Genomic DNA, 21,012 nt, shown 5'->3' with positions numbered 1-21,012 from the left:
GGGACGCTTCCTTTGAAAAGACTGTTTTTCAACTTAGGAAGCTCCCGATGAACGCACCCACCATGCAGGGCCTGAATCTCAACGCCCCCTCGCACGTCAAGAACGCCCGGCTGCTCGCCTGGGTGGCCGACATGGCCGCCCTGTGCAAGCCCGACAGCATCTACTGGTGCGACGGCAGCCAGCAAGAGTACGACCGCCTGTGCCAGCAGCTGGTCGACGCCGGCACCTTCAAGAAGCTCAACCCCGCCAAGCGCCCTGGCAGCTACCTGGCCTGGTCCGACCCGTCGGACGTGGCGCGCGTGGAAGACCGCACCTACATCTGCTCGGCCGCCAAGGAAGACGCCGGCCCGACCAACAACTGGATGGCCCCGGCCGAGATGCGCGCCACACTGCAGCCCCTGTTCGACGGCTGCATGAAGGGCCGCACCATGTACGTGGTGCCCTTCAGCATGGGCCCGCTGGGCTCGCCCATCGCCCACGTCGGCATCGAACTGTCCGACAGCCCGTATGTGGCCGTGAACATGAAGATCATGACCCGCATGGGCAAGGCCGTGTACGACGTGCTCGGTGTGGACGGCGAGTTCGTGCCCTGCGTACACACCGTGGGCGCGCCCCTGGCCGCCGGTGAGCAGGACGTGTCATGGCCCTGCAACAAGACCAAGTACATCGTGCATTACCCCGAGACGCGCGAAATCTGGAGCTACGGCTCGGGCTACGGCGGCAACGCACTGCTGGGCAAGAAGTGCTTCGCGCTGCGCATCGCCTCGACCATGGGCCGCGACCAGGGCTGGCTGGCCGAGCACATGCTGATCCTGGGCGTGAGCAACCCCGAGGGCCAAAAGTACCACGTGGCAGCCGCCTTCCCGAGCGCCTGCGGCAAGACCAATTTCTCGATGCTGGTGCCACCGGATGCCTTCAACGGCTGGAAGGTCACCACCATCGGCGACGACATCGCCTGGATCAAGCCCCAGGCCGATGGCAGCCTGCGCGCCATCAACCCCGAGGCCGGCTACTTCGGCGTGGCCCCCGGCACCAACACGCTGACCAACCCCAACTGCATGGCCAGCCTGGACAAGGACGTGATCTTCACCAACGTGGCCCTGACCGACGACGGCGACGTGTGGTGGGAAGGCATGGAGAAGGACACCGGCGGGCAACCCGCCCACCTGATCGACTGGCAAGGCAAGGACTGGACGCCCGAGATCGCCAAGCAGACCGGCGCCAAGGCGGCCCACCCGAACGCCCGCTTCACCGTGGCCGCGACCAACAACCCCGCGCTCGACGATGCCTGGGACGACCCCAAGGGCGTGAAGATCGACGCCTTCATCTTCGGTGGCCGCCGCTCGACCACCGTGCCGCTGGTGACCGAGGCACGCAACTGGACCGAGGGCGTCTACATGGCCGCCACCATGGGTTCGGAGACCACCGCTGCCGCCTTCGGCCAGCAGGGCGTGGTGCGCCGCGACCCCTTCGCCATGCTGCCCTTCATGGGCTACAACATGAGCGACTACTTCCAGCACTGGCTGACGCTGGGCGAGAAGCTGGCCGCCTCGGGCGCCACCCTGCCGCGCATCTACACCACCAACTGGTTCCGCAAGGACGAGGCCGGCAAGTTCGTCTGGCCCGGCTATGGCGAGAACATGCGCGTGCTCAAGTGGATGATCGACCGCCTGGAAGGCAAGGCCACCGGCGAGGAAACCATGTTCGGCGTGGCACCGGCCTACGCCGAGATCAACTGGTCGGGCCTGGATTTCAGCGCCGCCCAGTTCAACACCGTGACCAGCATCGACAAGGCCGCCTGGGCCGAAGAGCTCAAGCTGCACACCACGCACTTCGAGCAGCTGGCCTACCACCTGCCCCAAGCCCTGCTGGACACCAAGGCCGCCATCGAAAAGCGCCTGGCTGCTTAAATGATGGCCTGAGCCCACCTGGGCCAGCCAAGCCGCCCCGCCGGGGCGGCTTTTTTTGGCCGCCGGCACAGGCTCCGGCGCCCAGGGGTCCTTATCCCTGGTCGGCGAGCCGACCCAGGCGCGATGCCAGAAACGCCGCGTCGGCGGCCGAGGGAGCGAGGGCCATGGCCCTCTGGTAGGCGGATTGGGCCTGGGCATGCAGCCCCTTGCGCACCAACAGCTCTGCCTGCGCCGCGAAAAAGGGCTGGTAGCCCTGCATGCCCGGCCCGATGCTGGCCAGCTCGTCCAGGGCCGCGTCCAGTGCGCCCGCCTCGGCGTGGGCCACGGCGCGGTTCAGGCGCACCACCGGCGTCGGTTCGAAGACCAGCAGGCGGTCGTACAACAGGGCGATCTGCGCCCAGTCCGAGTGCGCACCTTCGCAATGGCAGGCGGCAATGGCGGCCTTGACCTGGTACGGCCCCAGGGCATGCCGGCCGAGCGCTCGCTCCAGGATCGCCACGCCTGCGGCGATCTCGCCGTGCTTCCACAGCGCGCGCTGCTGCTGGCCCAGCGGCACCGTCGTTTGGCCGCTGGCATCCGAGCGGGCCTCGCGGCGCGCATGGCTGATCATCAGCAGGGCCAAGCAGCCTTCGATCTCCGCCTCGCCAGGGCGCAGCCGGTCCAGCAGTGCGCACAGGTACAGGGCCTCCTGCGCCAGGTCGCTGCCGGCCTGCGGCCCCGCCGAGTAGCCCGCGTTGAAGACCAGGTAGATGACCGCGAGCACGGCGGCCAGGCGCTCGGGCCATTCGGCCGGCTCGGGCACCGCATAGCGGATGCGCGCCGCCGCGATCTTGGTCTTGGCACGCGACAGGCGCTGTCCCATCGTGGCCTCCTGGTCGAGAAAGGCCTGGGCGATCTGCGCCGTGGACAGACCGGCGACCACGCGCAGTGTCAGTGCCACCTGCGACTTCTGCTCCAGCGCCGGGTGGCAGCAGGTGAAGATCAGGCGCAGGCGCTCGTCGGGAATCTCGTCGGTCTCGGCTTCGCAGGCCTCACCGCCGGCCAGAACCAGCAGGCTGTCGCCCATGCGGTCGGCCACCTTGCGGCTGCGGATGCGGTCCAGCGCCTTGCGGTAGGCCACGCGCAGCAGCCAGCCCAGGGGCGACGACGGGATGCCGGAACGGCCCCAGTGGGACACCGCCGACTCCATGGCGTCCTGCAGCGAATCCTCGGCCAGCTGGAAGTCCCGGAGCCGGGCAATCAGCGCCGACATCAGGCGCCCCCGGTCCTCGCGTGCCAGGCGGTTGAGGGCCTGGGTCACAGCGAGGGCGCTGGAGGCGGATGAGTTCATCGCCGCGAGCCCGGAGGATTGTGGATGGGCCCGATCAGCCCGCCGGGTTGTAGTCCATCAACGGCCGCACTTCGACGGTGCCATAGCTGGCGGTGGGAACGGCCTGTGCGTACTTCAAGGCCGCATCCAGGTCGGCCACCTCGACCACGTAGTAGCCACCCAGGTGTTCCTTGGTTTCGGCAAACGGGCCATCCATGGTTTCCACCTTGCCGCCACGGATGCGCAGCGAGGTGGCGGTTTCGATCCCTTGCAGTCCATCGCCGGCCACCAGGACGCCGTCGTCCCTCATCTTCGCGCTGAGGGCGAAGTAGCCGGCCATCATGGCCTGGAACCCGGGCGTGCCGTAGGCAGGCTCGCGTTGGGGGTCGCTGTAGATCAGAAGCATGTACTTCATGGTGGTTCCTTGGAAGTGGTGAACGTCAAGACTCCGGAACCGCCCGGTGCGGCTTGGCGCGCCAGGGATTCCGGTGCACCAAGGACGCCGTCGCGTCGGCTTTTTCGACATGCGCCCCGATTATTTTGTCCGTTTCCACGTCCCGCGTCCCACCACGGCCCGCAAGCGCCCATGAAAAAAGCCGTGGCGATGCCACGGCTTTGTTCAGATTCCATCTGCCGTCGTGCGGCAGGCAGGAGCAGGGCCCGCTCAGTAGCCGGCGCGCAGGTCGTTCACCGTGCGCACGCCCATGGCGTGGCTCAGTTCGGCCATGATGCGCGGGTCGCGGATGGCGACTTGCCAGGTGCGTTCGTCTTCGGCGGCGCGGCGGCGGCTTTCGGCCCAGCCGGCGAAACCGGCGCGCAGGGCGGCAGCGGCGCGGCGTGCGGGGGCCGAGAGCAGGGCCAGGGCGGCGAATGCCACCAGCCACAGCACCATCCAGGCGGCCAGCAGGTGGCCTTCGCTCCAGGTGTCGATCACCTGGTTGGCCACCACCAGCAGGGCGGAGACGATGGCGGCGAGCAGGAGGGAGGCGGCGCCACGGGCGCTGTCAAAGCCGGCTGCGATGCCCTTGATGGCGGCAGCGGCGTTCTGGGCGCGGATCACGCCCGAGTGTTCGGTTGGATAGTCAACGTGTGCAAAATTGGTCATTTGGTTTCCCCTTTTCTAGCGCTTTTGGCGACATTGCCGGGCGAGTGACTAAATCTTAGGGTTTACCCCAGGTGTTATCAAGTTTATATCTTGAATTACCGCCATTCACTGCAGTGATGTATCGCCCAATCCCGCTCCAGCCCGCAACAAAAAAGCCGTGGCATGCCACGGCTTTGAATGTCGAGGGCGGCCCTGCCTGAGGGCAGGAGCGCTGGCTCAGTAGTACTTGCGGATGTCGGTCAGGCCGTGGTTCAGTTCGGCCATGATGCGCGGATCGCGCAGGGCGACCTGCCAGGTGCGGCGGTCTTCGGCGGCGTGGCGCTGGCTTTCGGCCCAGCGGGCGAAGCCGGCGCGCAGGGCCAGGCCGGCACGGCGGGCCGGTGCGGACAGCAGGGCCAGGGCAGCGAAGGCCACCAGCCAGAGCACGACCCAGGCCGACAGCAGGTGGCCGTCGGTCCAGCGATCGACCACCTGGTTGGCCAGCACCAGCAGGGCGGAGACCACGGCGGCCAGCATCAGGGAGGCAGCACCGCGGGCGCTGTCGAAGCCTGCGGCGATGCCCTTGAGGGCAGCGGCAGCCTTTTCGGCGCGGATCACGCCGGGGTGTTCGGTTGGATAGTCCACGTGTACAAAATTGGTCATTTCGGTTCCCCTATTCAGCGCTTTTGGCGACATTGCCCGGGCGATGTCGCAATACTAGGGTTTACCCTTTAGTCTTTCAAATTTATATGTTGAATCATTGGTATTCACATTGGTGATGATCCGAAACCATGTCCAGCCGCCTCAACTTTCGCTCGCTCGATCTGAACCTGCTGCGGGTTTTTGACGAAGTCATGGCCGAGCGCAGCCTGACCAAGGCGGCGCACAAGCTCTCGCTGACCCAGCCGGCCGTGAGCAACGCCATGCGCCGCCTGCGCGAGGTGCTGGGCGACGACCTGGTGGTGCGCAGCGGCCAGGGGGTGGAGCCCACGCCCCGCGCCCTGGCCCTGTGGCCCCCCATCCGCGACGCGCTCACGCAGCTGCAGGAATCGCTGTCGCCCGGCCGCTTCGATCCGGCCACGGCCGAGTCCACCTTTGTGCTGGCCATGGCCGATGCCACGGGGGCGACCCTGGTGCCCGGCCTGGTGGAGATTCTGGAGAGCGAGGCGCCCGGCGTCGCGGTGCGGGTGGTGCCCCTGACCACGCGCGACCCGCGCCGCCTGCTCGAAGAAGAGGCAGCCGACATGGCCGTGGGCTACTTTCCCGCCGTGCTGGCCGACCTCACGGCGCGCGAACAATCGGGTGGCATGGTGTCCTTCGAGAGCCGGCGCCTGTACGACAGCGAATACATGTGCGTGATGCGCCAGGGCCACCCGCTGGCCGATGCGCCGCTGACGCTCGATGCCTACTGCGAGGCACGCCACATGCTGGTGAGCTTTTCGGGCCGGCCCTTCGGCTTCATCGACGAGGCGCTGGCCTCGCTCGGGCGGCGCCGGCGCGTGGTGCTCACCGTGAACCAGTTCTTCACCGCCGGCCGCGTGGTCTCGGGTTCGGACATGCTCACCGTGTTGCCGCGCCACTTCGTGCCGGTGACCGGGATCGCCGACGCCCTGGTGCAGCGCAACCTGCCCTTTGACGTGCCCCCGGTGCATGTGGACGCGCTGTGGCGCCGCAACAGCACGCAGGAGGCGGCCATGGGTTGGCTGCTGTCGGCGCTGGCGCGTTCGGCACGGCGCGCGTTTCCGCAGGGAGAGCCCGGCCATGCAGCGGGCACGCCGTTCGGCGTGACACCTTAGACTGCGGGGTCCATGAAAATCCAGATCCTGTCCGACCTGCACCTCGAAGCCAACCCCGATTTCATGCCCGAGCCTGCGCCGGGCGCAGACCTGCTGGTGCTGGCGGGCGACATCGGCTCCTACCAGGAGGGGGGCCGCATGCAGGACGAGGACTTCGGCCTGGCGCGTTTTTCGCCGCTGCCGCAGTTCGCCGGCTGGCCCACGCCGGTGCTGTTCGTCCCGGGCAACCATGAGTACGACGCGCTCGACTTCGACGTCGCCCATGAGCGCCTGCGCGCCACCTGCGCGCGCCTGGGCATCCGCATGCTGGAGCGCGAGACGCTGGTGATGGGCAGCGTGCGCTTCGTGGGCACCACCCTGTGGGCCGACTACGACGCACTGGCCGACGACCAGCAGGTGGGTGACCTCACCCGGCGCCTGAAGCTGCGCGAGAAGGCCTTTCGTGCGGCCAACCACTACCTGCGCAAGACCGGTGGCACCAAGGACGGCGAGCTCTTCCTGGCCGAGCCCATGCGCGAGCTGGCACTGGTATGCACAGAGTGGCTGCGCGAAGCCCTGTCCACGCCCTTTGACGGGACCACGGTGGCCATCACCCACTTTGCCCCCAGCCTGCGCAGCGCCGACCCACGCTACGGCGTGGTGCCGGGTACGGCCGGCTTTTGCAATGTGCTCGATGGGCTGCTGCCCCACGCGCAGCTATGGATCCACGGCCACCTGCATTCGCCGAGCGACTACACGGTACAGGGCGCGCGGGCCGATGGCAGCCCCTTTGCATGCAGGGTGGTGGCCAATCCGCTGGGCTATGCCCGCAATGGGGAACAGGAAACCTTCCGGCCCCGGTACTGCGTGACCGTATGATCGGTCGACGGGGCCCATGCCCCGCAGAGCGCAGGATGAAAAGCATGACACAGGTCAAGACAACAACCGCCCGCGCCGATTAGTCTGACCATTCCAATTAGGAGAACTCGAATGAACATCCTGCTCGCTGTCGACGGCAGCGCCTTCACCAAGAAAATGCTCGCCTACCTGGCTGCGCACGAAGAATTGCTGGGCCCGAAACACGACTACACGGTGCTCACCGTGCAGGCCCCCCTGCCCGCCCGCGCGCGCTCGGCCCTGGGCAAGGAAGCCGTGGACACCTACCACGCCGAGGAAGCCGACAAGATCCTGGCCCCGGTGCTCAAGTTCATTTCCCGCCAGGGAGTGCAGGCCAAGACCATCGTCAAGGTCGGCCAGGTCGGGGAAACCATTGCCAAGGTGGCGGACTCCGGCCGCTACGACCTGCTGGTGATGGGCTCGCACGGCCATGGCGCACTCGCCACCCTGGTCATGGGCTCCGTGACGACGCAGGTGCTGGCGCACTGCAAGGTGCCGGTGCTGCTGGTGCGTTGAATTGGCGGCGGCACGCGCCGCCCCCTGATGCGAAACGCCCGGAATGCCGGGCGTTTTCGCGTGCGGTCACTACCACGTCACCTCGATACCAGCCCATCGAAGCAGGTGCGCAGCACCAGGTCCACGATCTCGGCGTCGGAGTACTGGCCACCTTCCTTGAGGAAGGTCACGACCGGGTCGCAGGCGCGTGCATACAGGGTGTACAGCACCACCAGCGGGGGCAGCGTGGGGTTGATCACGCCCTGCGCCTGGGCTTGCACGATCCACTCGCCGATCTGGTCGCTCACGGTGACCAGGCCATCGAGGTAGTCCTTGTCGGCCATGAGCACCGCGCGCAGCGAGGAGTTGCGGCTGGGCAGCAGCGGCATTTCGTTGGTCAGCAGGCGCTCCAGCGACCAGCGCACCAGGGCGCGCAGCTTCTCGTGCGCCGGCAGTTCCTCGGGAAGCGCGGCCAGGTAGGCGCGCACCCGTGCGAGGATCTGCACCATGGCGGCGCTGCACAGCTCTTCCTTGCTGCAGAAGTGCTTGTACAGGCTGGCCTTGGCGATGCCCACCGCGTTGGCGACATCGTCCATGGTCATCGCGTCGAAGGCCTTTTCACCCAGCAGGCGACAGGCCGACTGGAGGATCGCGCCCTCCCGAGCCTGGTGCATCTGCTCCTTGAAGGACACTTTGGGTTGTAGCGTGGTGGTGGACATGGACCCCATCTTATACATTGCAGTAAAAAAATAAATGACAAAGTTGCAATACAACTACGCCGTTCACGTTTTAGTCTGCAGGAATCGTGCCGCCCCACTGCGGGGAGTGCCATTTCGTGCGGGTTACCCCCTGTTGACTGCTTTTACAGCCCCGGGCCTGGAGATCAGGGCTGGGTCAGCGTCTTTGCGGCCGTGGCAGTGAGCGCCGCCGTCAGGGCGTCCAGTACCACCGATTCGAGGTTCCAGCAGTGCCAGTACAGCTGGATGGGCAGCGCGTGGCCCGGCGCCAGGTCCACCATGCTGCCATCGGCAACGGGCCCGCGCGCGAGCAGCTCGGGCACCACGCCCACAGCCCAGCCGGCGGCCACGGCGCGCATCTGCCCCTCGGTGCTGGGCACGAACAAATGGTTGAGCGCGACCCGCTTGAGCCCGAAGGTGCGCGCCACGAACTCGGCCGCCATGTCGTCCTTGCGGTTGAAGGAGAGGAACGACACCTCGCGGAAGTTGTGTGGGGTGAGGCCGTGGGGCAGGTGCTTTTCAGCAAAGTCCCGGGACGCCACGGCCACATAGCGCATGGCCCCGAGCGGCACCATCTTGCAGCCGCGCAGCGCCTGCTTGAGCGTGGTGACGCAGCCCAGCACCTGGCCCGAGCGCAGCCACTCCTGCGTGAAGTCCTGGTCATCAACGATGATTTCGAGCGGCAGGCGCTGGCCCACCAGTTCGTGCAGCGCGCCCATGGCCCAGGTGGCGATGCTGTCGGCATTGATGGCAATCGAGATGCGCTCGTCCTCGCGCGTGGCGCCGGGGGCGCTGGGGGCCAGCTCCTGCAGGTCGCGCTCCAGGTCGGCGCGCAACAGGCGCATCTGCTTGGTGTGCTTGAGCAGCAACTGCCCCGCCGAGGTCGGCCGCAGCGGCCGGCTGCGCACGATGAGCACCGAGCCCACCTGCGCTTCCAGCGCGCGCAGGCGCTGCGAAACGGCCGACTGCGTGACGTTCAGGCGCTGGGCGGCGCGCTCGAAGCCGCCCTCTTCGACGATGGCGGCGAGGCATTCCAGGGCGGCAGGATCATAGGTGCTCATGGCTTCAAGGCTCGCAAAAAAACCCGGGCGGCGGACGCCTCGTGGGCGACCGCTGCATTAGACAGACTGATGCGTTTGGATTGAGTTTAATTTTGCTTTTAGTAGAACGCAATGTGGATCACACTGCCATCCATGAAAACCATCATCCTGGGCGCCGGCATCATCGGCATCAGCACCGCGTGGCACCTTCTGGAGCGTGGCCACGAGGTCGTCGTGGTCGACCGCCAGCCCGATGCGGCGCTGGAAACCAGCTTTGCCAATGCGGCGCAGATCTCCGTGAGCTATTGCGAGCCCTGGGCCAACCGGGAAGCACCGCTCAAGGCGCTCAAATGGATGTTCGACAAGGAAGCACCGCTGCTGTTTCGCCCCCAGCTCGACTGGGAGCAATGGCGCTGGGGCCTCAAATTCCTGGCGCAGTGCAACGACACGGCCTTCGAGCGCAACGTGCAGCAGATCGTGGCGCTGGGCGCGTACAGCCATGCCGCCCTCAAGGACCTGGTGGCCACGACCGGCATCGACTACAACCGGCTTGAGCGCGGCATTGCCCATTTCTACACCGACCAGAAATCCTTCGACGATGCCGGCCACGCCGTGGAGCTGATGCGCAAGCACGGCGTGCAGCGCCGCCTGGTGAGCAAGGAGGAACTGCTGCAGATCGAGCCCGCGTTCAAGGCCTACGGCGAGCACATCACCGGCGGCACCTACACCAGCACCGACGAGAGCGGCGACGCCCGCGTGTTCACCCAGGCCCTGGCGCGCCGCTGCGCCGAGCGTGGCGTGCAATTCCTGTACGGCCACGACGTGCTGCGGCTGAACAAGATCGGCGACACCATCGATTCGGTGGCCGTCATGGCGCGCAGTGGCGCCAACGGCCTCAAGAAGGATTTCCTGCTCAAGGCCGATGCGGTCGTGGTGGCCTGCGGCTCCTACAGCGCGCCGCTGCTGCGCACGGTGGGCGTGGACCTGCCGATCTACCCCGGCAAAGGCTACAGCGCGACCTTTCCGCTGCTGCGCCCCGAGGCCGCCCCCTCGGTCTCGACCATCGACGACGGCCGCAAGATCGCCATGAGCCGCCTGGGCAACGTGCTGCGCGTGGCCGGCACCATCGAGCTCGGTGGCTACGACCTGTCGCTCGACTCACCGGTGGCCAAGGCCCGCTGCCACATGCTGTCGCGCCGCATCGAGGAAATCCTGCCCGGTGTGTGCGACACACGCACGCCCGAACAGGGCGGCAACCCGCAGTACTGGACCGGTCTGCGCCCCGCCACCCCGACCAACATTCCCTTCATCGGCCGCACCCGCGTGGGCAAGCTGTGGGTGAACGCCGGCCACGGCACGCTGGGCTGGACGCACGGCGCGGGCTCGGGCAAGGCGCTGGCCGAGCTGATCAGCGGCGAGCGGCCGGCGATGCACTTCGGCTTCCTGGGCGAGCAGGCTGCGCGGCCACGCAGCGCTACGCTGGCCACCTCCTGAACGCTGCGAAACCGGCTGCAGCAGGGGCAACCGGCGTCCTCAGGGCCTGGGCTCGGGAGCCTGGGCCTCGCTCCAGTGCTCGCCCATCCAGCGCAGCAGGTCCTGCCACATGGAACGCACCTCGGCATCCGCGGGCATGTTCAGCGCATGCGGCAGCTCGATGGTGACCACCGGCATGCCGCGGTGTACACCGCCGTAGTTGCCCAGCGACCCCGGGAAGATGCCCACCTGGTCCAGCCACAGCCGGCCCAGCCGCTCGGGCGGCGACAGCGGGCCGTCGAAATCGAGCACGCCATAGGGCGCATGGATGCTCACGATCAGGTGCGGCCGGAAGGCCGCCATCTGGGCGTGCAGGAACTGCGATTCGGGCTCGGACAGTGGCGCCTTGCCGGGAAAGCGCCGCGGGTCGCGCCGGGTGCGCTTTTCCCAGTACAGCGGCGCATCCTTCTCCCAGCCGGGCGTGGGAAAGTTGCGGTTCAGGTCCACGCCGCGGCCGTTGGTGCGCGTGGAGGGCCTGGCCAGCAGGCCATCGGGGTTGAGCACGGGGACGAAGCGCCAGTGCACGGGCCGCTCTGTCTGCTCGGCCAGGGCGATCCAGCGCAAGGCCAACGCGGCGGCCGTGAACTCGTCGCCGTGGATGGCGCCAGCCACCAGAACGCGCAGCGGGGCGTCGGCGGAAGCCTGCACCCCGGGCACCGGCAGGTCGCGCCAGAACAGCGGCACGCCATGCGCCGAGGCAGCGCCGCTCGGGGTGAGTTGCGCGGCATCGCACTGGGCGCGCGACACGGTGGGCAGCCGCTGCAGGAACAGCTCGCAGGCGCCTGGACCACCCGGCGCTGGCGGGGTTGCGGATGCCGCGGCAACGGGAACCGGCGCCACCGGCTCGGCCACCGCCTTCCCGTCAGGGGCAGCCGGCGAGCGCACGGCCGCAGCCCGGGGCGCCATGGTGCCCCGTTCCAGATCGGCGCGGGGCGCGATCCACAAGCCGCCGGCCGCCAGGGCCGCCAGCACGCCACCGGCCAGTGCCGAACCCAGCCAGCCGGGTACCCAGGGCGTCACGGATTGCGTCAATGCAATACCCGCGAGGACGCCAGGAAATCTGCCAGCGCGCCATCGAAGCCATCGGGGTCTTCGAGCTGGGGCCAGTGGCCCGCGTGCGGCAGGCTCAGGTGGCGCGCATCGGGCAGCACATGGGCCAGGGCCTGCAGGGCCGCAGGGGGCGTGCAGCGGTCCTGCGCGCCGCCGATGATCAAGGTGGGCATGTGCAGCCGGCCCAGCACGCCGGCACCGCGGTCGAAGGTGGAGAGCGCCTGCAGCGCGCGGCGGTAGGAACCCCGGTACACCTGCGACAGGGCATGCGTGGCCAGGCGCACGCCTTCGGGCAGCGCGCCGCTGCCGGTGAACTGCGGCACCAGGGCCTGGGCCAGCGATTGCATGTCGCCCTGCGTGGCGTCGAGGGCCGCAAGGCGCGGCTCCACCCAGTCCGCCACGGCCTGCGCATCCAGGGCGGGGCCGCCGGCGCACAGCACCAGGCGGCGCACCACGGCGCTCTGGCGCACGGCCACCTCCAGCGCCACCATGGCGCCCATGCCGTGGCCCACCAGGGTCACGGGACCGCATTGCAGCGCATCGATCAACGCCATGCAACTCTCGGCCAGACCCTTGAAGCCATAGGGTTCGATGGGAGCGCTGTTGCCATAGCCGGGCATGTCCCAGGCCACGGCCCGGTAACCCAGGCTGGCCAGGGTTTCGACCTGGGGCGCGAAGGTCCGGTGGCCGCCATCGGCGTCGTGCAGCATGAGCACGGTATGCCCGCTGCCCAGGGTGGAGAAATGGGGGAGAAGTGCCATGGGTTTCCTGCTCAAAGCCCTGCCATGGCAAGGGCCGGTCCATGATAGCCGACGGCTTTTTAACCCTGGGCCGTGGTCGGGCCATCGGTGCGCAGCGGTTACACCGCTGTCCGGGAAGACGGTACGCAGGTGACACCGAACAGCGCCCCCGGCCGCAACAGGGCCGTGGCATGCAGCCCATAATGGGCCCCTGCCCTTTTTCGGCCCCTGCGCCTGCCCTTTGTGAACCGCCCCCTGCCCCGCCCTGCCCTTGCCAGGCCCCCGAGCTTCTCCGCCCGCGAGTTCCGCGATGCGCTGGGCATGTTTGCCACCGGCGTCACCATCGTTACCGCGCGCAATGAGGACGGCAGCCTGGTGGGGCTCACGGCCAGCTCGTTCAACTCCGTCTCGCTGGACCCGCCGCTGGTGCTGTGGAGCCTTTCGCGCGGCGCCAGCACCATGCCCACCTTTGCCAATGGCGCGCACTACGCCATCAACGTGCTGGCGGCAGACCAGAAGCAGCTCGCCGAGCGCTTTGCCACGCGCGGCATCGACCGCTGGGCCGGCGTGGACCACCACCCCGGCATCAGCGGCGCGCCGGTGCTCGACGGCGCGGCCGCGAGCTTCGAATGCTTCAACCGCAGCCGCTACGAAGAGGGCGACCACCTGATCTTCGTGGGCGAGGTCGAGCGCTGCAGCCACCGTGCCGGTGTGCCCCCGCTGCTGTACCACGGCGGGCGCTTCTATACCGAGCACCCGCTGTGAATCCGGCGCCCGAGAGCGCCCCGGGTGTGTGGGTGCGGCATGTGAACATCGGCAGTGCCCGCCGCCTGAAGGTGGGCGAGCGCAGTGTGCTCACGGCCATCGGCAAGGCGGCCGCCGACGGGCCCATTGCAGTGCGTCCGCTGGGCCTTGCGGGTGACGAACAGGCCGACCTGAGCGTGCATGGCGGCCTGGACAAGGCCGTGTACGCCTACCCTGCGGTCCACTACGCTTTCTGGCAGGCCGAGCGGCGCCGGCGCGGCGTGAGCCTCTTCGACGAGGAATTGCCACCCGGCTTCATGGGCGAGAACCTCACCGTGGAGGGGCTGCTGGAGCACGAGGTCTTCGTCGGCGATACCCTGCATTTTCCCGATTGCGTGCTGCGCGTGACGGCGCCGCGCGAGCCCTGCTTCAAGTTCAACGCGGTGATGGGCTTTGCCCAGGCCGGCCGCACCATGGCGCTGGCGGGCTGCTGCGGCTACTACCTCGCCGTGGACGAGCTTGGCACCATCACCGCCGGCCAGCGCGCCACGCTGGTACCCGGCCGGCGCTCGCTGGGCATTGCGCAGGCGTTTGCGGCCAAGTTCGCGAAGCATTCGCGCTAACGCTGCAACGCGCTTGCGCGCTACACGGCCCGGCCGTGCGGCGGCGGCTCCACCAGTTGCCGCGCCTGCTCCTGCAATTGCGGGAAGACCTTGCCCACCAGCGCCAGTTGTGCGGCCATGAGGCTGCGGGCCGGAGCGTGGGACGGCGCGATGCCGGGTGCGCCGAACTCCTGCAGCACCTGTGCCACGGCCGGCGCCGCTGGCGCCTTGTCCATCCGCGCACCGCTGGCCAGCTGTGCCTGCTCCAGCCGCTCGGCCAGTTGCTGCAGCGACTGCAGCAGGGCGCTGGCCATCTCCGCGTCTGCCGCGTCCACGTCCGTCCCTGCGCCGCCGCGCTGCGCACCCAGGGCCGAGAGGTAGTTGAGCTGGGTGTGCGACAGGCGCAGGAAGTTGGCCACCACCTCCACATTGCCGCGCACGCTGCGCGGCTCCTTGAGCATGGCGCTGTAGGAATTGGACAGCGCGGCATCGGCATTGTGCGCATTGCGCCGGGCCAGGCGGTACTCCAGGTGGTCGCGCTTGCCGCTGTGGTACTGCGCCAGGATGGCGCGCAGGTACAGGGCCTGGGTCTGCAGCACCTGGGCCGCCAGGCGCGGCCACTGGCGCGACTGCCAGTGCGGCAGCACCAGCCAGGAGGCAGCGGCCGCGATCAGGCAGCCGGCGGCGGTGTCCAGCAGGCGCGCCAGGATCACGCCCTGGGCCATGCCCATCTGGTGGAAACCGAGCAGCAGCAAGGTGGTCACTGCGGCCGTGGCCAGCACGTAGCGGGTGTGGCGCGCCCCGAAGAACACCGCGCCCCCCAGCACCAGCAGTGCCGCCTGCACCAGGGCCCCCGGGAACAGCTGGATGGCCGCCCAGCCCAGGGCCAGGCCAATGGCCGTGCCCTTGGCGCGCTGAACCAGCCGCGTCTGCGTGGCCGCGTACTGCGGCTGGCTCACGAAGACGATGGTCAGCAGGATCCAGTAGCCGTGCGGGTCGCTCGTGGCCTGCATGAGGGCAAAGCCCGCCAGCAGCGACAGGGCCAGGCGCACGCTGTGGCGCAGCCAGGGCGACTGCGCGTGCAACTGGGCACGCACGCGGCCCCAGGCATCGCCCAGGCTGCGCGGCTCGCGGTCGAACAGGACGTGGTCGACGCCGCCCTCGGCGGCGGCGCCCCCCAGGGCGGTCGCGAACACCGCGGCCATGGCCGCCAGGTTGTGGCCCAGGGCATGCAGTGAGCGCAGGGGCCGGGCCATGGAGGCCGCCCCCTGCGTGCCAACGAGGTCAGCGGCAATGCCGTCCTGGTGCGCGATGGCGGCCTGCAGGTCCTCGATGGCGCGGGAGGTCATGCCCCCGTGCTGCGGGAGCGATTGCTGCTGGATGGCCAGCGACAGCTTGAGCGATTGCTCACCCAGCAAGGTGAGCACGCGCTGGCAGCGGTACAGCACGTCGCTGTGGAAGAACGCCGTGGCCAGCAGGTCGTAGTGCTCGTGCGAGGAGCTTACGCGCTCGTGCATGTCCTGCGCGGCCAGGTACTGGTGCATGGCGGCCTGCAGCCAGGCGGGCGGCTGGCCCCGGCCCATGCGGCTCATGAGGCTTTCCTTGGCAGCGTTGAGGGCATCCACCACGCGCCCGTTGTGCAAGGCCAGCGCCATGCGGCGGCGCTCCAGATCCACGTCGCGCACGGGTTCGAGCAGCAGGGCCTTCAGGCGCAGGTACTCACCCAGCAGCGCATACAGACGGGCCAGGCGAAAGCGCACCGGTGCCCGCGGCATGGCCCAGGCCCAGGCTACCGAGACCAGGCCGTACCAGGCGGCGCCAGCCAGCATCCATGGCGTCGCCTGCGCTGCCCCGGCGCGGCTGGTATGGGCCGCCAGGGCTGCATAGATGAACAGCACCAGCGAGCCGAAGGCAATGGCGCGGTAGCGCTCGCCGAGTGCCCCCAGCAGGGTGAAGGCCAGGGCCGACAGCGCCAGCACCCCCATCAGCGCCCAGGGCCAGGCCACCGTGGCCCACACCGCCAGCGCCATCAGGCCAAAGCAGCCCAGCGCCAGCAGCTGCGCGCGCAGGCGGCCACGCCAGCTGTCATCGGTTTCGGTCAGGGCGCTGGCGATCACGCCCAGCAGCACCGGCATCAGCTCGGCCTGCCAGCCGGCCCACCAGCCCCAGACCAGCACGGCGGCCAGCGCGCAGAAGGCCCGCGCCCCGCGCGTGACCCCTTCGTGGTTGCGTGCGCGCTGCCAGCTGGATTTCCAGGATTCGTCCACGGGAATGCCTCACATAAGGGATTACCCTAATGCCAAGCAATAAACCGGCCACTGCGGACTGCTGGGCCCGAAACAGCCGCCAGCGCGGGTGAGGAACCTGTTCAGGCAGCCCCGTGGCAGCACACGCACAGCTTGTTGCCGTCCGGATCGCGAAAATACGCCCCGTAGTAGTTCGCGTGGTACTGGGGGCGCAGGCCGGGCGGGCCGTCGCAACGGCCGCCATGGCGCAGGGCCAGGGCATGGACTTCGTCCACCGTGCTCCGGTCGGCCGCCAGCAAGGCGTTCATGGCGCCATTGCCGGGGCTGGCGGCCTGGCCGTCGAACGGGCGGCCGATGAGGAACAGCGGCCGCGCAACGCCGGGCATCTGCCACCCGGCCCAGGGCACCCCGGGCTCGCAAAAGCGCTGCACCAGGCCGAGGCGCTCCAGCACCGGGCCATAGAAGGCCAGGGCGCGCCCGAAATCGTTCACGCCGATATGGACATGGGACAGCATGTGCCGATCACCTCCTCAAGAATGCTCGCCGCATGAAGCGGCGCGAAACCTCAACGGACGGTGTCAGGGAGTTCGATCTTGACTTCGAGCACTTCCAGGTTGTCCTGGCGTTCCAGGTGTACCTTGAGGTCTTCGGGGTTGATCTTCACGTACTTGGAGATCACCAGCACCAGTTCGCGCTGCAGCGCGGGCAGGTAGTCGGGTTCGGAGGCGTTGCGGCCGTTGCGTTCGTGCGCCAGGATGATCTGCAGACGCTCCTTGGCAACGCTGGCCGTCTTCTTCTTTTCGCCGAGAAGAAAGGAAAGAAAGGATGCCATGGCTTACTTGCTCCCGAACAGGCGTTTGAAGAAGCCGGGCTTCTCCGCTTCGATGAAACGCAGGGGCTTGTCGGTCTGGCCGAGGAAACGGTCGATCACGTCCTTGTAGGCTTCCGAGACATCCGTGCCCTGGGCATGGATGGCGGGCGTGCCCTGGTTGGACGACTGCAGCACCACCTCGGACTCGGGGATCACACCGATCAGCTTGATGCGCAGGATGTCCTGGATGTCCTCCAGCGAGAGCATCTGCCCGTCCTCGACACGGCTCGGGTTGTAGCGCGTGATGAGCAGGTGCTCCTTGATCGGCTCGCCGCCTTCAATGGCGCGTTTGGTCTTGCTGCCCAGCATGCCCAGAATGCGGTCGGAATCGCGCACCGAGGAGACCTCGGGGTTGGTGACCAGCAGGGCCTCGTCGGCAAAGTGCATGGCCATGAGCGCGCCGCTCTCGATGCCGGCGGGCGAATCGCAGACGATGTATTCGAAGCCCATCTCGGCCAGGTCCTTGAGGATCTTTTCCACGCCGTCCTGCTTGAGGGCGTCCTTGTCGCGCGTCTGGCTGGCGGCCAGCACGAACAGGTTCTCGCACTGCTTGTCCTTGATGAGGGCCTGGTTCAGGTTGGCCTCGCCCTGGATCACGTTGATGAGGTCGTACACCACGCGGCGTTCGCAGCCCATGATGAGGTCCAGGTTGCGCAGGCCGACGTCGAAGTCGATCACGGCGGTCTTGTGGCCGCGCAGGGCGAGCCCGGTGGCAAAACTGGCGCTGGTGGTGGTCTTGCCCACACCACCCTTGCCGGAGGTCACGACGACGATTTTGGCCATGGATTATTGGATCTCTCTGGGGTTGATACGAACGGGATTGCGCAGCGGCTCGATGAAGAGCTTCTCGCCTTCCAGGCGCACCTGGGCCGGCCTGCCCGCGACGTCGTCGGGCAGGGCGGTCTCCGTCGTGCGGTAGATGCCTGCAATGGACACCAGTTGCGGCTCCATGCAGGTGGAAAAGATGCGCGCCTCGGTGTTGCCGCGCGCGCCGGCAATGGCGCGCCCGCGCAGCGGGGCGTACACGTGGATATTGCCGTCGGCGATCACCTCGGCACCGAAGCTGACCATGGCCAGCACCACCAGGTCGGCGCCGCGCGCATAGACCTGCTGGCCCGAGCGCAGCGGCTTGTCGATGACCATCGTGCCGGGGCCGGCCACAGGCACTTCGCGCACCACCTCGACCTCATGCACCACCTCGCGGATGACCTCCTGCACCTGGGCCCGCGCCTCGGGCTCCGGTGCGGGCCCGTCCGAGGGGGCTGCGGCCTCGGCCCGGGCCGGCGGCGCATCGGGCACGGCCGCCAGGCCCACGGCGCGGGCAGCCTCCATCTGGGCATCGCTGCCGCCACGCACCGCCACGGGCAGGGTGCGGTGCTCGCGCAACACGGCAACGAGGGCCGCGAAGTCGATGGCCTCCTCGGCCTCGCGCACCAGGGCCAGGTCGATCAGCACCGGGTCGTTGTCGAAGAACCCCGGTGCGTCGGCCACGCGCTCGGCCAGTTCGGCGGCGAACTGGGCGACATCGGTGGTCTTGAGCAGCACCGCCACCACGGACAGCGATGCGCTCTTGAGATCGAAGCGGGTGCGGACCTGGGCCGCCGTGGAAAAGGCCATGTCTACGGAGTTGGGTGAAGAAAGCGCCCGAAAGCCGGTATCGCCAGCCGCAAAGTGTACCGTGGGCCCGCGCAGACCCTGTCTCGCAACGTTTCAGGCCGTGCCCGGCAGCCTTGGCATGCCCCTCCCATAATCGGCCGATGCCCACTGCCCGCAAAACCCACCTCGATTCCCTGGCCGTCGGCCTGTTGCTTGCCTGCTGCATGTTCTGGGGCTTCCAGCAGGTGCTGGTCAAGGCCACGGTGGCCGAGGTGGCTCCGGTGTTCCAGGCTTCCGTGCGCTTCGTGCTGGCCGCCCTGGCCATCGCCGCGTGGTGCGTGTGGCGCGGTGTGCCCCTGTCCAGCCGCGGCGAACCCGCGGGCGCGCTGCGTGCCGGGCTGCTCGCCGGGGCCCTGTTCGCGGGCGAATTCGCCTGCATCTATGTGGGCCTGCAGTACACCAGCGCCTCGCGGCTCACGGTGTTCCTGTACGGCGCGCCGTTCTGGGTGGCGCTGCTGCTGCCGCGCTTCATCCCCAGCGAACGGCTGCGCGGCTGGCAATGGCTGGGCCTGGCCGCCGCCTTCGTGGGCGTGGGGCTGGCCCTGGGCGACGGCATGCTGGGCCCGGCCAACCAGGCCCTGCCCCTGGCCTGGGTGGGCGACCTGCTGGGCGTGGCGGCCGGCCTGATGTGGGCGCTGACCACGGTGGTCATCCGCACCACGCCGCTGGCGCGCGTCGCCCCGGCCAAGCAGCTCTTCTACCAGGTGGGCGTGAGCGCTGCCATGCTGCCCCTGCTGTCCCTGGCGCTGGGCGAGACCTGGACCTGGCACCTCAGCGCCTTCGCCTGGGGTTCGCTGCTGGTGCAGGCCCTGGTAGGCGCCTTCGTGAGCTACCTGGCCTGGATGTGGATGCTGGCCCACTACCCGGCCACCCGCATCTCGGTGTTCGTGTTCCTGACGCCGGTCTTCGCGCTGCTGTTCGGCGCCTGGTGGCTGGGCGAGCCGGTGACCACGGGGCTGGTGGTGGCCCTGGCGCTGGTGGCGGTGGGCATCGTGCTGGTCAATCGCAGGCCGGCTGCCGCCTGAAACGGCCCTATCCACGCACGCCCAGATAGAGGTGGGCAAGCAAAGAAGACGCGGCAAGCGCCAGGCCCAGGCGCACGACCAGCCAGCGAAAAGCGTCGTACTCCACGGCATTGCTGCGCCGATCCGGGCCTTGCACGGCCACAGACACCAAGACCAGCACCGCGCAGACCAGCGCCCCAAGCATGAGCAGCAATGGGCCACCATTGAGCACAGCCAGGGTCCTGAAGCGGCCCGCAGGCAGCCGCAGCGCCCCGGTGAACGCGGCCACCGCAGCGACGCCTGCCAGGTACAGGGCCAGACGCGTGCTGGAAGCGCGCCTGTCCCCGTCCACCTCCAGGTCGGTAGCTTGCTGAACCGGCTTTGCCCTGGGGGACTTCTTCGCCATAAGCGAGTCGAATCGGTCTGCGCGTCAGAATTTCGGGATACGGATGCGACTGATCATCAAGGAGCCGGAAACCGCAAACAGCAGCACCAGCGGATGCAGCGTGAAGCCGCCAACCAGCACCTTGCCGAACCACAGGTTCTCGCCCAGCGCGCCCATGTAGCCGGCCAGGGCCAGCAGGGCCACCAGCACAATGGAGGTGGGGATGGGCGTGCCCTCGAAGTACCGGACCTTGCCGTCGTCGCCCGAGAGCGTTTCGGCCGTGACGTTGTAGCGCGCCAGGCGCGAGACGCCGCAGGCCACGAAGTAGGCCAGCACCACGCGGTCGTACAGGCCCTGCATGCCGCAGCCATAGGCCATGATGGCAGGCGCCACGCCGAAAGAGATCACGTCGGCCAGTGAGTCGAGCTCGCGCCCCATGGCCGAGCTCTTCTGGCGCCAGCGCGCGATGCGGCCGTCCAGCACGTCGAAGATCAGCGCCGCCAGCACCAGGGCGGCGGCGAAGTAGACGTGCAGCACCTCTCCGGTCGCCAGGTAGGTCATGGCCGAGAACAGCGCACCCACGCCGCACACCGCGTTGCCCAGCGTGAACCAGTCGGCCAGGTGGAACTCGCGGATCATCGAAAAGCGCTTGGGATGGGGTTGGGGAGTGGTCATGTCGGGAGCGCTCCGGTCGCGCCAGGGAAAGTGGTGACGCCACATTATGGGCGGCAGCGCGCGCCGTTTCCTGTAGGCACATGACCCGCGCGGGTGGGAATGCGCGGTTCACCTTTGCGGACATGCGCCAGAGCGCCCAGGCCGAAGGGCCCAGCCCAGCCCCCTTGACTGTCAAGGATTTTTGAACGGACTGTCCATGCATTTAGAGGATTGTCAAAAAATCGGCGCGCACCAACAATGGCCTCTCCACCTGTTTTTC

23 protein-coding genes are annotated in these 21,012 nt (G+C 68.3%); 8 read left to right on the top strand and 15 right to left on the bottom strand.

The annotated features are described in order from the left end of the window. Positions 1-47 precede the first annotated feature (47 nt). The gene (locus tag AC0IZS_RS09620; protein WP_471635435.1) at positions 48-1,910 is read left to right on the top strand and encodes a phosphoenolpyruvate carboxykinase (GTP); all 1,863 of its coding nucleotides are present in this window, start codon (positions 48-50) and stop codon (positions 1,908-1,910) included. 91 nt (positions 1,911-2,001) lie between these two features. On the opposite strand, the gene AC0IZS_RS09615 is transcribed toward AC0IZS_RS09620, so the two are convergent. The 4 genes from AC0IZS_RS09615 to AC0IZS_RS09600 all read right to left on the bottom strand — a co-directional run bounded on the left by AC0IZS_RS09615 (position 2,002) and on the right by AC0IZS_RS09600 (position 4,966). Next, a complete protein-coding gene (locus AC0IZS_RS09615; RefSeq protein ID WP_471635434.1) occupies positions 2,002-3,240 on the bottom strand; it encodes an RNA polymerase sigma factor in 1,239 nt (412 codons plus the stop codon). Positions 3,241-3,274: 34 nt separating this feature from the next. Continuing rightward, a complete protein-coding gene (locus AC0IZS_RS09610) occupies positions 3,275-3,634 on the bottom strand; it encodes a YciI family protein (protein ID WP_471635433.1) in 360 nt (119 codons plus the stop codon). A gap of 249 nt (positions 3,635-3,883) precedes the next feature. Continuing rightward, on the bottom strand, positions 3,884-4,324 hold the full coding sequence (locus AC0IZS_RS09605) for a hypothetical protein (protein ID WP_471635432.1): 441 nt from the start codon (positions 4,322-4,324) through the stop codon (positions 3,884-3,886). Positions 4,325-4,540: 216 nt separating this feature from the next. Further along, the gene (locus tag AC0IZS_RS09600; protein ID WP_471635431.1) at positions 4,541-4,966 is read right to left on the bottom strand and encodes a hypothetical protein; all 426 of its coding nucleotides are present in this window, start codon (positions 4,964-4,966) and stop codon (positions 4,541-4,543) included. Positions 4,967-5,094: 128 nt separating this feature from the next. Here AC0IZS_RS09600 and AC0IZS_RS09595 point away from each other — a divergent pair, with 128 nt between their 5' ends. The 3 genes from AC0IZS_RS09595 to AC0IZS_RS09585 all read left to right on the top strand — a co-directional run bounded on the left by AC0IZS_RS09595 (position 5,095) and on the right by AC0IZS_RS09585 (position 7,491). Next, positions 5,095-6,099, top strand: coding sequence for a LysR family transcriptional regulator (locus AC0IZS_RS09595; RefSeq protein WP_471635430.1), 1,005 nt, complete (start codon positions 5,095-5,097; stop codon positions 6,097-6,099). A 12-nt stretch (positions 6,100-6,111) separates the two neighbouring features. Continuing rightward, on the top strand, positions 6,112-6,957 hold the full coding sequence (locus AC0IZS_RS09590) for a metallophosphoesterase (protein WP_471635429.1): 846 nt from the start codon (positions 6,112-6,114) through the stop codon (positions 6,955-6,957). Between the two features lie 111 nt (positions 6,958-7,068). Then, on the top strand, positions 7,069-7,491 hold the full coding sequence (locus AC0IZS_RS09585; RefSeq protein ID WP_471635428.1) for a universal stress protein: 423 nt from the start codon (positions 7,069-7,071) through the stop codon (positions 7,489-7,491). Between the two features lie 77 nt (positions 7,492-7,568). Here the strand turns inward: AC0IZS_RS09585 and AC0IZS_RS09580 are convergent, their stop codons facing one another. Then, positions 7,569-8,189: a TetR/AcrR family transcriptional regulator gene (locus AC0IZS_RS09580; RefSeq protein WP_471635427.1), complete on the bottom strand. Its 621-nt coding sequence runs from the start codon at positions 8,187-8,189 to the stop codon at positions 7,569-7,571. 164 nt (positions 8,190-8,353) lie between these two features. Then, complete coding sequence (locus tag AC0IZS_RS09575; protein WP_471635426.1) at positions 8,354-9,268, bottom strand: LysR family transcriptional regulator ArgP; 915 nt, start codon at positions 9,266-9,268, stop codon at positions 8,354-8,356. Between the two features lie 132 nt (positions 9,269-9,400). Here AC0IZS_RS09575 and AC0IZS_RS09570 point away from each other — a divergent pair, with 132 nt between their 5' ends. Next, a complete protein-coding gene (locus tag AC0IZS_RS09570; RefSeq protein ID WP_471635425.1) occupies positions 9,401-10,741 on the top strand; it encodes a D-amino acid dehydrogenase in 1,341 nt (446 codons plus the stop codon). 39 nt (positions 10,742-10,780) lie between these two features. On the opposite strand, the gene AC0IZS_RS09565 is transcribed toward AC0IZS_RS09570, so the two are convergent. Continuing rightward, a complete protein-coding gene (locus AC0IZS_RS09565; protein WP_471635424.1) occupies positions 10,781-11,800 on the bottom strand; it encodes a M14 family zinc carboxypeptidase in 1,020 nt (339 codons plus the stop codon). An 8-nt stretch (positions 11,801-11,808) separates the two neighbouring features. After that, the gene (locus tag AC0IZS_RS09560; RefSeq protein ID WP_471635423.1) at positions 11,809-12,591 is read right to left on the bottom strand and encodes an alpha/beta fold hydrolase; all 783 of its coding nucleotides are present in this window, start codon (positions 12,589-12,591) and stop codon (positions 11,809-11,811) included. Between the two features lie 222 nt (positions 12,592-12,813). On the opposite strand from AC0IZS_RS09560, the gene AC0IZS_RS09555 reads away from it, so the two are divergent. Both AC0IZS_RS09555 and AC0IZS_RS09550 read left to right on the top strand, forming a co-directional pair. Further along, complete coding sequence (locus AC0IZS_RS09555; RefSeq protein WP_471635422.1) at positions 12,814-13,335, top strand: flavin reductase family protein; 522 nt, start codon at positions 12,814-12,816, stop codon at positions 13,333-13,335. After that, positions 13,332-13,937, top strand: a complete 606-nt coding sequence (locus AC0IZS_RS09550; protein ID WP_471635421.1) for an MOSC domain-containing protein — start codon at positions 13,332-13,334, stop codon at positions 13,935-13,937. Before AC0IZS_RS09555 ends, AC0IZS_RS09550 begins: the two co-directional genes overlap by 4 nt. A gap of 20 nt (positions 13,938-13,957) precedes the next feature. On the opposite strand, the gene yccS is transcribed toward AC0IZS_RS09550, so the two are convergent. The 5 genes from yccS to minC all read right to left on the bottom strand — a co-directional run bounded on the left by yccS (position 13,958) and on the right by minC (position 18,650). Next, positions 13,958-16,183 carry a YccS family putative transporter gene (gene yccS, locus AC0IZS_RS09545; RefSeq protein ID WP_471635420.1) on the bottom strand — a complete coding sequence of 742 codons (2,226 nt, stop codon included), beginning with the start codon at positions 16,181-16,183 and terminating at the stop codon, positions 13,958-13,960. A gap of 101 nt (positions 16,184-16,284) precedes the next feature. Further along, positions 16,285-16,677, bottom strand: coding sequence for a VOC family protein (locus AC0IZS_RS09540; protein ID WP_471635419.1), 393 nt, complete (start codon positions 16,675-16,677; stop codon positions 16,285-16,287). 50 nt (positions 16,678-16,727) lie between these two features. Further along, a complete protein-coding gene (gene minE, locus AC0IZS_RS09535) occupies positions 16,728-16,994 on the bottom strand; it encodes a cell division topological specificity factor MinE (RefSeq protein ID WP_007855949.1) in 267 nt (88 codons plus the stop codon). A 3-nt stretch (positions 16,995-16,997) separates the two neighbouring features. After that, positions 16,998-17,816 (bottom strand): septum site-determining protein MinD, encoded by an 819-nt coding sequence (minD, locus tag AC0IZS_RS09530; RefSeq protein ID WP_471635418.1) that lies wholly within the window; start codon positions 17,814-17,816, stop codon positions 16,998-17,000. A gap of 3 nt (positions 17,817-17,819) precedes the next feature. Beyond that, a complete protein-coding gene (minC, locus tag AC0IZS_RS09525; protein ID WP_471635417.1) occupies positions 17,820-18,650 on the bottom strand; it encodes a septum site-determining protein MinC in 831 nt (276 codons plus the stop codon). 140 nt (positions 18,651-18,790) lie between these two features. Between minC and AC0IZS_RS09520 the strand changes: the two genes are divergently transcribed. Further along, entirely contained in the window at positions 18,791-19,714 is a 924-nt protein-coding gene (locus AC0IZS_RS09520) for a DMT family transporter (protein ID WP_471635416.1), read from the top strand. 7 nt (positions 19,715-19,721) lie between these two features. On the opposite strand, the gene AC0IZS_RS09515 is transcribed toward AC0IZS_RS09520, so the two are convergent. Both AC0IZS_RS09515 and pssA read right to left on the bottom strand, forming a co-directional pair. Beyond that, entirely contained in the window at positions 19,722-20,099 is a 378-nt protein-coding gene (locus AC0IZS_RS09515) for a hypothetical protein (protein ID WP_471635415.1), read from the bottom strand. Between the two features lie 24 nt (positions 20,100-20,123). Beyond that, a complete protein-coding gene (gene pssA / locus AC0IZS_RS09510) occupies positions 20,124-20,753 on the bottom strand; it encodes a CDP-diacylglycerol--serine O-phosphatidyltransferase (RefSeq protein WP_436176331.1) in 630 nt (209 codons plus the stop codon). Positions 20,754-21,012: the final 259 nt, after the last annotated feature.

The organism is Acidovorax sp. AC410, from assembly GCF_979253235.1.
Note: the sequence above shows the minus strand (reverse complement) of the source record. Positions and strands in the feature narration are given on the sequence as shown.

Coding starts and splice junctions, on each gene's coding strand:
- AC0IZS_RS09575 (WP_471635426.1), bottom strand. CDS start 9,268: ATGAGCACCTATGATCCTGCCGCCCTGGAATGCCTCGCCGCCATCGTC.
- AC0IZS_RS09585 (WP_471635428.1), top strand. CDS start 7,069: ATGAACATCCTGCTCGCTGTCGACGGCAGCGCCTTCACCAAGAAAATG.
- AC0IZS_RS09605 (WP_471635432.1), bottom strand. CDS start 4,324: ATGACCAATTTTGCACACGTTGACTATCCAACCGAACACTCGGGCGTG.
- AC0IZS_RS09520 (WP_471635416.1), top strand. CDS start 18,791: ATGCCCACTGCCCGCAAAACCCACCTCGATTCCCTGGCCGTCGGCCTG.
- minD (WP_471635418.1), bottom strand. CDS start 17,816: ATGGCCAAAATCGTCGTCGTGACCTCCGGCAAGGGTGGTGTGGGCAAG.
- AC0IZS_RS09560 (WP_471635423.1), bottom strand. CDS start 12,591: ATGGCACTTCTCCCCCATTTCTCCACCCTGGGCAGCGGGCATACCGTG.
- AC0IZS_RS09595 (WP_471635430.1), top strand. CDS start 5,095: ATGTCCAGCCGCCTCAACTTTCGCTCGCTCGATCTGAACCTGCTGCGG.
- AC0IZS_RS09610 (WP_471635433.1), bottom strand. CDS start 3,634: ATGAAGTACATGCTTCTGATCTACAGCGACCCCCAACGCGAGCCTGCC.
- AC0IZS_RS09540 (WP_471635419.1), bottom strand. CDS start 16,677: ATGCTGTCCCATGTCCATATCGGCGTGAACGATTTCGGGCGCGCCCTG.
- minE (WP_007855949.1), bottom strand. CDS start 16,994: ATGGCATCCTTTCTTTCCTTTCTTCTCGGCGAAAAGAAGAAGACGGCC.
- minC (WP_471635417.1), bottom strand. CDS start 18,650: ATGGCCTTTTCCACGGCGGCCCAGGTCCGCACCCGCTTCGATCTCAAG.
- AC0IZS_RS09590 (WP_471635429.1), top strand. CDS start 6,112: ATGAAAATCCAGATCCTGTCCGACCTGCACCTCGAAGCCAACCCCGAT.
- AC0IZS_RS09515 (WP_471635415.1), bottom strand. CDS start 20,099: ATGGCGAAGAAGTCCCCCAGGGCAAAGCCGGTTCAGCAAGCTACCGAC.
- AC0IZS_RS09600 (WP_471635431.1), bottom strand. CDS start 4,966: ATGACCAATTTTGTACACGTGGACTATCCAACCGAACACCCCGGCGTG.
- AC0IZS_RS09570 (WP_471635425.1), top strand. CDS start 9,401: ATGAAAACCATCATCCTGGGCGCCGGCATCATCGGCATCAGCACCGCG.
- AC0IZS_RS09580 (WP_471635427.1), bottom strand. CDS start 8,189: ATGTCCACCACCACGCTACAACCCAAAGTGTCCTTCAAGGAGCAGATG.
- AC0IZS_RS09620 (WP_471635435.1), top strand. CDS start 48: ATGAACGCACCCACCATGCAGGGCCTGAATCTCAACGCCCCCTCGCAC.
- AC0IZS_RS09615 (WP_471635434.1), bottom strand. CDS start 3,240: ATGAACTCATCCGCCTCCAGCGCCCTCGCTGTGACCCAGGCCCTCAAC.
- pssA (WP_436176331.1), bottom strand. CDS start 20,753: ATGACCACTCCCCAACCCCATCCCAAGCGCTTTTCGATGATCCGCGAG.